We start from the raw sequence: 11567 nt of genomic DNA, 5'->3' as shown, positions 1-11567 counted from the left end.
ACCCGCCGCGGATCGGCTCAGTCCAAGCCTCTGCGGCCCCCTGGAGCCGTGCCAGAGCCCCGATCTCGAGCCGCATTTGAGAACCGGGCCAAAAATCGGCTACTCTATCGAGGTTGCCCGCATTCACCAGGGCATGCGCGAACCACACCGCAGCCGTCAGGTCATACTGCCGGAAACCGTGGCTCCGCATCCACAGACCATTGAATTCGCGCCCCTAGCGGCGTGCACGACGATCAGGAGAGACCGTGGCTGCCAACTGCGAAGTCTGCGCCAAGAGCCCGAGCTTCGGGCACAGCATCTCGCACTCGCACGTGCGCACGAAGCGCCGCTGGAACCCGAACATCCAGCGCGTTCGCGCAATCGTCAACGGTGCGCCCAAGCGCCTTTACGTGTGCACCTCCTGCCTCAAGGCAGGCAAGGTTACGCGTCACATCTGAGCCCTCCTCACGGAGAGCGCAGAAGGAAGCCCGTCGGATTCGGTCCGGCGGGCTTCTGTGTTGTCTGCACATCGCTGTGTGCACATCGCGACGATGTCCGCCTTCTACAGTTCGCCCCTCTTCAACTGTTGGCCTAGGGCACTTCTCGTGGCAGGCTGACTCCATGGTGGACCAACTCGAAGACGTGACGATCCGGACGGCGACCCCCGACGACGCTCGGGCGATCGCCCGCGTGCACATCGCATCCTGGCGCGAGGCCTACGCCGGCATCGTGCCCGACGAGTACCTCTCCTCCCTCGACATCGACGCGCGCGAGAAGCGTTGGCTCGATGTCATCTCCGACGGGACCTCGAGCACGTGGCTCGCCGAGATCGCTCGACGGACCGTCGGCTTCGCCAACATCGGTCCGTGCCGCGACGAGGACGCCGAGGAGGGCGACCTCGAGCTCTACGCGATCTATCTCGACCCCGAGGCCTGGGGCCGTGGGGTCGCCCGCGACCTCATGCGCACCCTCCTGGCCGAGGTGCCGCCCACGACCCCCGTCTCCCTCTGGGTCCTCGCGGACAACGACCGTGCCCGCCACTTCTACCGGCGTCACGGATTTGCCCCCGACGGCGTGGAGAAGATCGAGGAGTACAGCGACAAGGGCCTGACCGAGGTGCGCTACCGCCGTGCCTGAACGCGCCTGACCGGGCTCGCCCAAGCTCCCCGGTCAACCCGCGAAGTGGTCCCATCCCGGTCCCGTGACCGGGGGCTCCGCCCCCGCGACGGTCACTCGCGCTGTGCTGCTGGCGCCAAGCTCCCGCACCGACCCGATCACCCGGAACCCGGCCGGCAGTTCGACACCGGCCGGGAAGGTCGCGAGCATGCCGTGATCCTCGCCACCGGTGAGCACCCAGGTCAGCGGGTCGATCCCGAGCCGCCCGGCTGCCTCGCTCAGCGCGGCCAGGTCGCCCGGGACGGAGTCGGCCGGGTCGAGGAGGTCGATGGTGACCCCGCTCGCCCGAGCGATCCGGCCGGCGTCGCGCAGCAGGCCGTCGGAGATGTCGAGCATGGCGCTCGCACCGGCCACACCCGCGCGTACACCGGCCTCGAGCGGGGGGTCAGGTCGCAGGAACGCGGCCACGAGGGTGGGGTCCGGATCGGCGACGGCGGCGCCCAGCAGCGCAAGCCCTGCGGCCGACCGGCCGAGCACGCCTGCGAGGGCCACCGTGTCACCGGGCTGCGCGCCCGACCGCAGGACCGGGGGGCGCCCGGCCAGGTCACCGTGCACGGTGACCGCCACGACTATCATCTGCCCCCCGGACAGGTCCCCGCCGACGACGGCCGCTCCATGCGCCCCGCACGCATCGGCCAGGCCGCGCGCCAGGTCCGTCACCCAGGACACCTCGAGGTCGCCGGGGATGACCAGGGACACCACGAGCGACGTGGCCCGGGACCCCATCGCGGCGCAGTCGGCGAGATTCTGCATGGCAGCTCGCCATCCGACGTCGTAGCCCGTCGACCAGGCGCGAATGAAGTGCCGGTCCTCGACGAGGACGTCGGTCGAGACGACGAACCGGCCGTCGGGGGCGGACACCACGGCTGCGTCGTCGCCGGGTCCGACGATGGTCGAAGCGGCGGTCGGCAGGAGCGGGACGAAGCGGGCGAGCAGCTGCTCCTCCGAGAGGTCCCGGACGAGTTCGAGGTCAGTCACGCAGCAACTTTACCGCTGCCCGGGCGGGCGACCGGCGGACGTTACAGTGGCTGCGTGCCTTCCCCTCACGTCCGTGCCCACAATGGCTCTGCCCACACCAGCCCTGCCCGACGCCGTCCGCTCACCCGCTCCCGCCGCGCCGCCCTCGCGCTGCTGGTCGCCGCCGTCGGTTCAGCGGTCGCCGGCTGCACCCCGACGATCAACGTGACCGCGGGCGAGGACGCCGGCAATCCCCTGTGCGCCCGGACGGTGCTCATGGTCCCGGCCGAGGTGGGTGGCCTGCCCAAGGTCAAGGCGTCGAGTCAGGCGACCGCCGCCTGGGGAGAGCCGGGTGCGGCGATCACGCTGCGCTGCGGCGTCTCGCAGCCCGCCGTCGGGGTGGGCAACTGCCAGGAGATCGTGGTGCCGATCAGCGGGGTCGACACGGCCTTCGACTGGATCACGTCCTCGGACGAGAAGGGATGGACATTCACGACCTACGGGCGCGAGCCCGCCGTCTCCGTCCAGGTCCCCGCAGCGATCTCGGGACAGCCCACCGCCGCCCTCGTCGACCTCGCCTCCGCGGTCAACGAGATCCCGGTCACCAAGCGCTGCGTGTAGGTCGACCTCAGCGCAGCCCGGTCGGCCGTTCGAGGGCCAGCTCGAGCAGCTCTGTGATGAGGTCGGAGTAGCCGAGGCCGCTCTTCTCCCACATCCGCGGGTACATCGAGAATGGCGTGAACCCGGGCATCGTGTTGATCTCGTTGACAATGACCTTCCCGGTCGGGGTGACGAACACGTCCACGCGGGAGAGCCCCTCGGCGGCCACCGCCTCGAAGGTGCGCACCGCTACGTCCTGCACCTCGGCGATGATCTCGGACGGCAGGTCCGCGGGGCAGGTGAGCACGACGCTCGCCTCGTCGAGGTACTTGGCCTCGAAGGTGTAGAAGTCATGATTGAGGTCGGTGACCTCGATCTCACCGGGCAGCGAGGCACGCGGACGCTGACCCGTGCGCCCGCCGAGCACGGCGCACTCGATCTCGCGCCCCACGATGCCCGCCTCGACGATCACCTTGGGATCGTGCTTGCGGGCCTCGGCGATGGCGGCCGGCAGGTCGGCCAGGTCGTTGACCTTGGAGATGCCCAGGCTCGACCCGGCCCGGGCGGGCTTGACGAAGACCGGCAGGCCGAGGTTCGCGATCGACTCGGTCCAGGCCTTGGGGTTCGCATCCCACTCCCCCGGACGGATCACGGCGAACGGGCCGATCGGCAGCCCCTGGCCGGCCAGCACGAGCTTCATGAAGTGCTTGTCCATACCGACCGCGGAGGCCAGCACCCCGGCGCCGACGTAGCGGACGTCGGCGAGCTCGAGCATGCCCTGGAGCGTGCCGTCCTCGCCGAAGGGGCCGTGCAGCAGCGGGAAGACGACGTCGACGTCGCCCAGGATCGCCGGGAGCTCACCGGGGACGAGCTCGCGCAGCGCGCGCTCACCGGTGGCCATGGGCAGCAGGACCTCACGGTCGGTGGCCACCACCTCGGGCAGGTGCCCCTCGGAGATCGCCCACAGGTCGGGGTCGTCGGCGGCCACGACCCACTGACCCGAGCGGGTGATGCCCACCGGGATCACGTCGAAGCGGTCGCGGTCGATCGCGCGCATGACGCCGGCGGCCGTCGCGCAGGAGATGACGTGCTCGCCGGAGCGGCCGCCGAAGAGCAGCACGACGCGCGCGCGCCGGGGCGCGGTGGTCTTGGAGGTGGGTGGCAGCTGGGGTTCGGGCACGGTAGGCATCGCGTGCGACTTTACCGGAGTCGACGGCATAGTCTCAGTCCCATGACCGACGCGCCACACAACCCCGCAGCCACCGGACCTCGTTCCCACCCCGCCACGCTCGCCCGGGCCACCGTGGCCGTCACGGCCGGCCGGCCGCCGCGCGTCCAGGGCGCGCCGGTCAACCCGCCCGTGGTGCTCTCCTCGACGTACGTCTCCGCGGGTGTCGCCGGCCCGGGTGAGAAGCTCTACACCCGCATGGATACCGAAACCTGGGGACCCTTCGAGGACGCCGTCGCCGCCCTGGAGGGCGCCTCCCAGCCCGGCGTCGTGTTCGGATCCGGCATGGCCGCGATCGCCTCCGTCCTGTCGATGGTGCCCGACGGCGGCAAGGTCGTCGTGCCCCGCCACGCCTACCAGGTGACCCTCGGCTTCGTCGACGACATGGCGCTGCGCCACCGGGTCACGGTCGTGCGGGTCGACGTGGCCGACTCCGAGGCGACGATCGCCGAGTTCGCCGGCGCCGACCTCGTGTGGATCGAGTCCCCCACCAACCCCATGCTCGAGGTCGCCGACCTGCCCGTGCTGATCGACGCCGCGCACCGCGCGGGCGCCCTGGTGGCCGTGGACAACACCTTCGCAACTCCCCTCGTGCAGCGTCCCCTCGAGATGGGGGCCGACATCGTCGTGCACTCCGCCACGAAGTACCTCGCCGGGCACTCAGACGTCGTGCTCGGGATCACGGTGACCAGCTCGGCGCACCTGAACGCCACGATCCGCGCCTACCGCACCCTGCACGGGGCGATCGCCGGGCCGTGGGAGGTGTGGCTCGCGCTGCGCGGGCTGCGCACGCTGTCGCTGCGCGTCGAGCGCGCCCAGGCCAACGCCGCCGAGCTTGCCCTTCGACTCTCGACCCACCCCGCCGTCGAGCAGGTGCGCCACCCGAGCCTGCCGGGCGACCCGGGGCACGAGGTCGCCTCGCGGATCATGGACGGCTACGGCGCGATCATCGGCCTGCGTCCGCGCGGGGGCGCCGCGGCGGCCGACGCCGTCGTCGCCGCGCTCGCGCTGTGGACACCGGCCACGAGCCTGGGTGGCGTCGAGTCGACCCTCGAACGCCGACGCCGCTTCCCGACCGAGTCCGTGACAGTGCCGGAGGACCTGCTGCGGATGAGCGTCGGGGTCGAGGACGTCGAGGACCTGTGGGCCGACCTCGACCAGGCGCTCAACCACGGGCTTGACCAGCTCTGACCCCGAGTCGCGATCGCCGCCAAGATGTGACGCTTTCTTGACCGACGCAGGCGCGGTCGGTCCTATCGTGAGAGAAAGGCCGACTGCGAAGCGATCCATTGGATCGCTGGGTCCGCCCAGAGTGAGTGCCGGAGGCGCACGATGGATGCCCACACCTCGCGAAGCCGACGCCAGCGCAAGCCGGTCTCGATCCGGGTCGCCGCGATCGCTGTCGGAGGGGCGCTGACCCTGGTCGGCTGCGACGGCTACGTCAATCCCGGGACCCCCAGCTACTCCACGGCAGAACCAGCACCGACCACGTCCTCGCCTTCCGAGCCCGCGCCGCCGGACAGCTCGACAACCACACCTGAGGGCGGGGCGACCACCACGGCGCCACCCGCCGACGACGTCACCGCACCACCGCCGTTCCCGGCCGACACCTCACCGGACACAGCCGAGGCATCAGAGGGCGCGATGCTCACCGTGACCGACGTCCGCGTGGCCCACCACCCCGGCTTCGACCGCGTCGTCTACGAGATGGCCGGGACCGGGACGCCCGGCTGGACGGTCGCCTACGTCTCCGAGGCGGTCCAGGACGGCAGCGGTATGCAGCTCTACCTCGCCGGTGAGGCCAGGCTCTCGGTCGCGATCTCCGGAAGCGCCTACCCGAGCGACTCGGGAGCCACACAGTTCACACATTCCACCGCCGTGCGCGGGGACGGCACGACGATCGTGACCGAGGTCGTGGGATGGAGCGTCTTCGAGGGGATCACCGGGTCCTTCATCGGGATCACCGAGCCCGGTCACCCCTTCCGGGCCTACCTCCTGGACGACCCAGTCCGAGTAGTCGTCGACGTCTCGGAGACGCGCGAGTGACCTGCTTCAGGCGACGTGGCCTACGTCCGAACGGCCGGTTCCCTCGGCTCGCTGCGGACGGGCGAGAAGGCCACGTGCCATGTCCTCGACCGGCAGCCCAGCGTGGAGCACACCCACGACGGCCTCGGTGATCGGCATCTCTACCCCGACAGAGCGGGCCAGTTCAAGCACGGACCGGCACGACTTGACACCTTCTGCGGTCCCACCGGTCGCCACGATGGCGTCCTCGAGGGCCATACCCTGGCCCAGGTGACGACCCAGGGTGTGGTTGCGGGAGGACGGCGAGGCGCAGGTGGCCATGAGGTCCCCCATACCCGCCAGCCCCGGGAAGGTCTCGCTGTCGGCTCCCAGGGCGAGCCCGAGCCGCGTGATCTCGGCCAGTCCGCGGGTGATGACCGTGGCGGTCGTGTTGTACCCGAAGCCGCGCCCCTGGGCCATCCCGACCGCGAGGGCGATGACGTTCTTCACGGCCCCGCAGAGCTCGACGCCCACGACGTCGGCATTCGTGTAGGGACGGAAGTACCCCGACGAGCAGGCCTTGGCCACGAGGGCGGCCGTCGCCGGGTCCGTCGAGGAGACCACGGTCGCGGTCGGCTGCCGCTGGGCGATCTCGCCGGCGAGGTTGGGGCCGGAAACCACCGCGACGCGCCTGGCGTCGATGTCGAGGGCCTCCGCGACCACCTGGCTCATCCGCTGGTCGGTGCTCAGCTCGACGCCCTTCATGAGGGACACCGCGACGGCATGGGCGGGCAGGAAGGCGCGCAACGGCTCGAGCGTGGCGCGCGCGCTCTGGGAGGGGATGGCGATCACCACGAGGTCGGCCCCGGCGAGGGCCTGGGCGGCGTCGGTCGTCGCGGTGATCGTCTCCGGGAGCACGACCCCGGGCAGGTAGCGGCCGTTGACGTGGTCGGTGTTGACCTGCTCGGCCGTCTCGACGCTACGACCCCACAGGCGCACGGAGCACCCGGCGTCGGCGAGCACCTGGGCGAAGGTGGTGCCCCAGGCACCGGATCCGAGGACAGCGGCGATCATCGGGCGGCTCCGCCGTCGGCGTCGGGGTCTGTCGAGGTCTCCGGCGCGACTGTCTCCGGCGCCGCCGACTTCCCAGACTTGCGCATGTCGAAGCGGACGGCCGGAGCGGCCTCGCCCCGGAGCTCGACGAGCAGGTCGGTGATCGCCGTCATGATCCGCTCCGTGGCTTCCCGGAGCACCGCGGCGTCCATCGGGCGGTCGTAGAGGTCCGCGAGGTCGACCGCGGGGCCGGCGTGGACGGAGACCTTCTTGCGCGGGAAGGGCCGCAGCCGCTTGGAGTACTGGCCCAGGATGTTCTGCGGTCCCCACTGGGCCACCGGGATGACCGGGACGCGGCTGCTGAGCGCGAGGCGCGCGGCCCCGGTCTTGCCGACCATCGGCCACAGGTTCGGATCGCGGGTCAGGGTGCCCTCGGGGAAGACCGCGACGCACTCCCCGTTCTGCAGCTGCGTGACGGCGTCGGCCAGCGAGGAGGCCGCGCCGGCGGAGTTGCGGTGCACGGGGATCATGCCGGTCTTGTCGAGCACCGTACGCAGCACGGGGATCTTCCACAGCGACGCCTTCGCGAGGATCCGCGGCGGGCGGGAGGAGTCGTAGAGGTAGTGCGCGAACGTCAACGGGTCGATATTCGTCATGTGGTTCGCTGCGGCGATGTACCCGCCCGTGGTGGGAAGGTACTCGGTTCCCTGCCAGTCCAGCTTGCACACCGCCCGCAGGAACGGCTTCACGACCCCCGCAACGATGCGGTACGTGAGGTCTCTGTTCTTGCGGCCGGACGCGCTTGTCTCAACTGTCACGGGGCAAGATTACCGCTACCGTGCCGACGCCGGTCCCTTTCCGAGGTGGAACGGGACCGGCGCCGATCGAGTCACGTTCTAGTCCCGGGAGAACTCGGCGCCGAGTGCCTCGAGCTTTTCGGTAAACCGCTCGTAGCCGCGGTCGATGAGCTGGATGCCGCGGACCGTGGAGACACCCTTGGCGGTCAGGGCCGCGATGAGGTGGCTGAACCCGCCCCTCAGGTCCGGGACCTCGATCTCGGCGGCGGCGAGCGGCGTCGGGCCGGAGATGACGGCGGAGTGGTAGAAGTTGCGCTGGCCGAAGCGGCACGGGCGCCCGCCGAGGCACTCCTTGTAGACCTGGATGTTCGCGCCCATCCCCACGAGCGCCTCGGTGAAGCCGAAGCGGTTCTCGTAGACCGTCTCGTGGACGATCGAGAGGCCCTTGGCCTGGGTCAGCGCGACGACGAGCGGCTGCTGCCAGTCGGTCATGAAGCCGGGGTGGACGTCCGTCTCCAGGACGATCGACCGGAGCTCGCCGCCCGGGTGGAAGAACCGGATGCCGTCCTCCTCGACCTCGAACTCGCCGCCGACCTTGCGGAAGGTGTTGAGGAAGGCAGTCATCTCGGGCTGGGTGGCGCCCTTGACGAAGATGTCACCCTGGGTGGCCAGCGCCGCCGAGGCCCAGGACGAGGCCTCGATCCGGTCGCTGAGCGCGGTGTGGCGGTAACCGGAGAGACGCTCGACGCCCTCGATGCGGATCACCCGGTCGGTGTCGACCGAGATGATCGCGCCCATCTTCTGCAGCACGTTGATGAGATCCATGATCTCGGGCTCGATCGCCGCGTTGGACAGCTCGGTGATGCCCTCGGCGCGGACGGCCGTGAGCAGCAGCTGCTCGGTCGCGCCGACGCTCGGGTACGGGAGGGAGATCTTGGTCCCGTGCAGGCCGTTGGGCGCGGTCAGGTGGATGCCCTGCTCGCGCTTGTCCACCTGGGCACCGAACTGACGCAGGATGTCGAGATGGAAGTTGATCGGGCGGTCGCCGATCCGGCAGCCGCCGAGGTCGGGGATGAACGCCTCGCCGAGACGGTGCAGCAGCGGGCCGCAGAACAGGATAGGGATCCGGCTCGAGCCCGCATGGGTGTCGATGTCGGCCACGTGGGCGGACTCGACGTTGCTGGGGTCGAGCTTGAGCACCCCGGCCGGCGCGTCGTAGTCGACCGCGACGCCGTGCAGCTCCAGGAGACCGGAGACGACGTTGACGTCGCGGATCTCGGGGACGTTGCGCAGCACGCTGGGGCCGTCACCCAGCAGGGAGGCGACCATGGCCTTGGAGACGAAGTTCTTCGCGCCACGGACGGTGATGGTTCCGTTCAACGGGTTTCCGCCGTTGACGTAGAGCAGATCTGTCATGACGCTATCGTCGCCTATCGATCGGGCTGCGTCCTACTCAGAGCGCAGGCGTACACGGGGTCTTCACCGCTCGAACGCAACCGCGAGGCCACCTATTCCTAGGTGACCTCGCGGGTTCATGCAGGTCGTGCGGTCAGGACACGGGGCGGGCTGCCACGATCTCGACCGGCGGGAGGTGCTTGGCGGGGAGCGTCGTGGGACGCCAGGCGGCCCGCGTCGTCTCGAACTCGGCGATCTCGTCCGAGTGCTGGAGGGTCAGGCCGATGTCGTCGAGGCCCTCGATGAGGCGCCAGCGGGTGTAGTCGTCGACCTGGAAGGGCACGACGACGTCGTCCGCGGTCGCGGTGCGGTCGATCAGGCTGACCGTCACCTCGGTCCCGGGCTTGGTCTCCAGGACCTTCCACAGCAGCTCGATGTCTTCCGGGGCAACCTGGCCGGCGAGCAGACCCTGCTTGCCGGAGTTGCCGCGGAAGATGTCCGCGAAGCGCGTCGAGAGGACGACCTTGAAGCCGTAGTCCTTGAGCGCCCACACGGCGTGCTCACGCGAGGACCCGGTCCCGAAGTCGGGCCCGGCCACGAGCACGCTGCCGGTCGTGTACGCCGGCTGGTTGAGGACGAAGGACTCGTCGCTGCGCCAGGCCGAGAAGAGCGCGTCCTCGAAGCCCGTGCGGGTCACGCGCTTGAGGTAGACCGCAGGGATGATCTGGTCGGTGTCGACGTTGCTGCGACGCAGCGGGACGCCCACTCCGGTGTGCGTGGTGAACTTCTCCATGATGACTCCAGAAACTCTTGTTCGGGGCGCGATCAGGCGGACGCGAGGGCGTCGGCTGCGTCCTTGGCGAGGTCGGACGGCGAGGACAGGGTTCCGCGGATCGCGGTTGCGGCAGCCACGAGCGGAGAGACCAGGTGGGTGCGACCACCCTTGCCCTGACGGCCCTCGAAGTTGCGGTTCGACGTGGAGGCGCTGCGCTCCCCCGGTGCCAGCTGGTCCGGGTTCATGCCCAGACACATCGAGCAGCCGGCGTTGCGCCACTCGGCACCGAAGTCGAGGAAGACCTTGTCCAGGCCCTCGGCCTCGGCCTGCAGGCGCACGCGCGCCGAGCCGGGGACGACCAGGACGCGGAGCGTGTCGGCCTTCTTCTTGCCCTCGACGATCTCGGCGACGGCCCGCAGGTCCTCGATCCGGCCGTTGGTGCACGAGCCGATAAAGACCGTGTCGATCGCGATGTCGCGCAGCGGGGTACCGGGGTTGAGTCCCATGTACTCGATCGCACGCTCGGCCGTGAAACGGTCGTTCTCGTCGGCGATCTCGGAGGGGATCGGGACGTTGGCGGACAGCGGCAGGCCCTGGCCCGGGTTGGTGCCCCAGGTGACGAACGGCTCGAGGTCGGTGGCCTCGAGGAAGACCTCGGTGTCGAAGGTCGCGTCGTCGTCCGTCTTGAGCGTCCTCCAGTACTCCACGGCGGCGTCCCAGTCGGCGCCCTCGGGCGCGTGCGGGCGGCCCTCGAGGTAGTCGAAGGTGATGTCGTCCGGAGCGATCATGCCGGCGCGGGCGCCGGCCTCGATGGACATGTTGCAGATCGTCATGCGACCTTCCATCGACAGCGCGCGGATGGCCTCGCCGCGGTACTCCAGGACGTAGCCCTGGCCCCCACCGGTGCCGATCTTCGCGATCACGGCCAGGATGATGTCCTTGGCCGTGCTGCCCTCGGGGAGGGCGCCGTTGACGGTGATCGCCATCGTCTTGAACGGTGCCAGCGGCAGCGTCTGCGTGGCCATCACATGCTCGACCTCGGACGTGCCGATGCCGAAGGCGAGGGCACCGAAGGCGCCGTGCGTGGAGGTGTGGGAGTCGCCGCAGACGACCGTGAGCCCGGGCATGGTCAGACCGAGCTGAGGGCCGACGACGTGCACGATGCCCTGGTCTGCGTCACCGAGGGAGTGCAGGCGGATGCCGAACTCCTTCGCGTTGTTGCGCAGGGTGTCGATCTGCGTGCGGCTCGTGAGGTCCGCGATCGGCAGGTCGATGTTGAGCGTCGGGGTGTTGTGGTCCTCGGTCGCGATCGTCAGGTCCGGGCGACGGACCGGACGTCCAGCGAGGCGCAGTCCCTCGAACGCTTGGGGACTGGTGACCTCGTGGACGAGGTGGAGGTCGATGTAGAGAAGGTCAGGTGCACCATCACTACCTCGGCGCACCAGGTGCGCATCCCAGACCTTCTCTGCCAGCGTGCCGGCCATCACTGTTCCTCTCGTACACCGTCTCCCCCGGCCCTCGGCGGCCCGTGCGGGTGACATGTGCGGTTTTTTGGGGGGCTTTCGGAGAGTCCATTTGCGTCTCAGCCTTCGAGACTGCAATA

The 11567-nt window shown here is 69.9% G+C and carries 12 protein-coding genes; 5 read left to right on the top strand and 7 right to left on the bottom strand.

Going from position 1 to position 11567, the window contains the following annotated elements:
* The first annotated feature begins 245 nt into the window (after positions 1–245).
* Together rpmB and BLQ50_RS16575 are read left to right on the top strand one after the other, a co-directional pair.
* On the top strand, positions 246–437 hold the full coding sequence (gene rpmB, locus BLQ50_RS16580; RefSeq protein ID WP_066461686.1) for a 50S ribosomal protein L28: 192 nt from the start codon (positions 246–248) through the stop codon (positions 435–437).
* A 163-nt stretch (positions 438–600) separates the two neighbouring features.
* Complete coding sequence (locus tag BLQ50_RS16575) at positions 601–1116, top strand: GNAT family N-acetyltransferase (protein WP_093186123.1); 516 nt, start codon at positions 601–603, stop codon at positions 1114–1116.
* A 33-nt stretch (positions 1117–1149) separates the two neighbouring features.
* Here BLQ50_RS16575 and BLQ50_RS16570 read toward each other — a convergent pair whose 3' ends face one another.
* Entirely contained in the window at positions 1150–2133 is a 984-nt protein-coding gene (locus BLQ50_RS16570) for a thiamine-phosphate kinase (RefSeq protein WP_093186120.1), read from the bottom strand.
* Positions 2134–2187: 54 nt separating this feature from the next.
* On the opposite strand from BLQ50_RS16570, the gene BLQ50_RS16565 reads away from it, so the two are divergent.
* Positions 2188–2733 (top strand): DUF3515 family protein, encoded by a 546-nt coding sequence (locus BLQ50_RS16565; protein WP_245701327.1) that lies wholly within the window; start codon positions 2188–2190, stop codon positions 2731–2733.
* Positions 2734–2740: 7 nt separating this feature from the next.
* Here BLQ50_RS16565 and BLQ50_RS16560 read toward each other — a convergent pair whose 3' ends face one another.
* Positions 2741–3901 (bottom strand): D-alanine--D-alanine ligase family protein, encoded by a 1161-nt coding sequence (locus BLQ50_RS16560; protein WP_093186117.1) that lies wholly within the window; start codon positions 3899–3901, stop codon positions 2741–2743.
* A 42-nt stretch (positions 3902–3943) separates the two neighbouring features.
* On the opposite strand from BLQ50_RS16560, the gene BLQ50_RS16555 reads away from it, so the two are divergent.
* Together BLQ50_RS16555 and BLQ50_RS16550 are read left to right on the top strand one after the other, a co-directional pair.
* A complete protein-coding gene (locus tag BLQ50_RS16555) occupies positions 3944–5131 on the top strand; it encodes a trans-sulfuration enzyme family protein (protein WP_093186114.1) in 1188 nt (395 codons plus the stop codon).
* A gap of 141 nt (positions 5132–5272) precedes the next feature.
* The gene (locus tag BLQ50_RS16550) at positions 5273–5986 is read left to right on the top strand and encodes an AMIN-like domain-containing (lipo)protein (protein WP_093186111.1); all 714 of its coding nucleotides are present in this window, start codon (positions 5273–5275) and stop codon (positions 5984–5986) included.
* Positions 5987–5992: 6 nt separating this feature from the next.
* On the opposite strand, the gene BLQ50_RS16545 is transcribed toward BLQ50_RS16550, so the two are convergent.
* The 5 genes from BLQ50_RS16545 to leuC all read right to left on the bottom strand — a co-directional run bounded on the left by BLQ50_RS16545 (position 5993) and on the right by leuC (position 11448).
* Entirely contained in the window at positions 5993–7018 is a 1026-nt protein-coding gene (locus BLQ50_RS16545; protein WP_093186108.1) for an NAD(P)H-dependent glycerol-3-phosphate dehydrogenase, read from the bottom strand.
* Positions 7015–7815, bottom strand: a complete 801-nt coding sequence (locus BLQ50_RS16540) for a lysophospholipid acyltransferase family protein (protein ID WP_093186105.1) — start codon at positions 7813–7815, stop codon at positions 7015–7017. Before BLQ50_RS16540 ends, BLQ50_RS16545 begins: the two co-directional genes overlap by 4 nt.
* Before the next feature lie 78 nt (positions 7816–7893).
* Complete coding sequence (murA, locus tag BLQ50_RS16535; protein WP_093186102.1) at positions 7894–9210, bottom strand: UDP-N-acetylglucosamine 1-carboxyvinyltransferase; 1317 nt, start codon at positions 9208–9210, stop codon at positions 7894–7896.
* 133 nt (positions 9211–9343) lie between these two features.
* Positions 9344–9982, bottom strand: coding sequence for a 3-isopropylmalate dehydratase small subunit (gene leuD, locus BLQ50_RS16530; RefSeq protein WP_093186099.1), 639 nt, complete (start codon positions 9980–9982; stop codon positions 9344–9346).
* A gap of 32 nt (positions 9983–10014) precedes the next feature.
* The gene (gene leuC / locus BLQ50_RS16525) at positions 10015–11448 is read right to left on the bottom strand and encodes a 3-isopropylmalate dehydratase large subunit (protein ID WP_093186096.1); all 1434 of its coding nucleotides are present in this window, start codon (positions 11446–11448) and stop codon (positions 10015–10017) included.
* Positions 11449–11567 lie beyond the last annotated feature (119 nt).

The sequence above is a fragment of the Sanguibacter gelidistatuariae genome, from assembly GCF_900096585.1.
Taxonomy (GTDB): Bacteria; Actinomycetota; Actinomycetes; order Actinomycetales; family Cellulomonadaceae; genus Sanguibacter; species Sanguibacter gelidistatuariae.
This window is presented reverse-complemented; position numbering and strand designations above follow the sequence as displayed.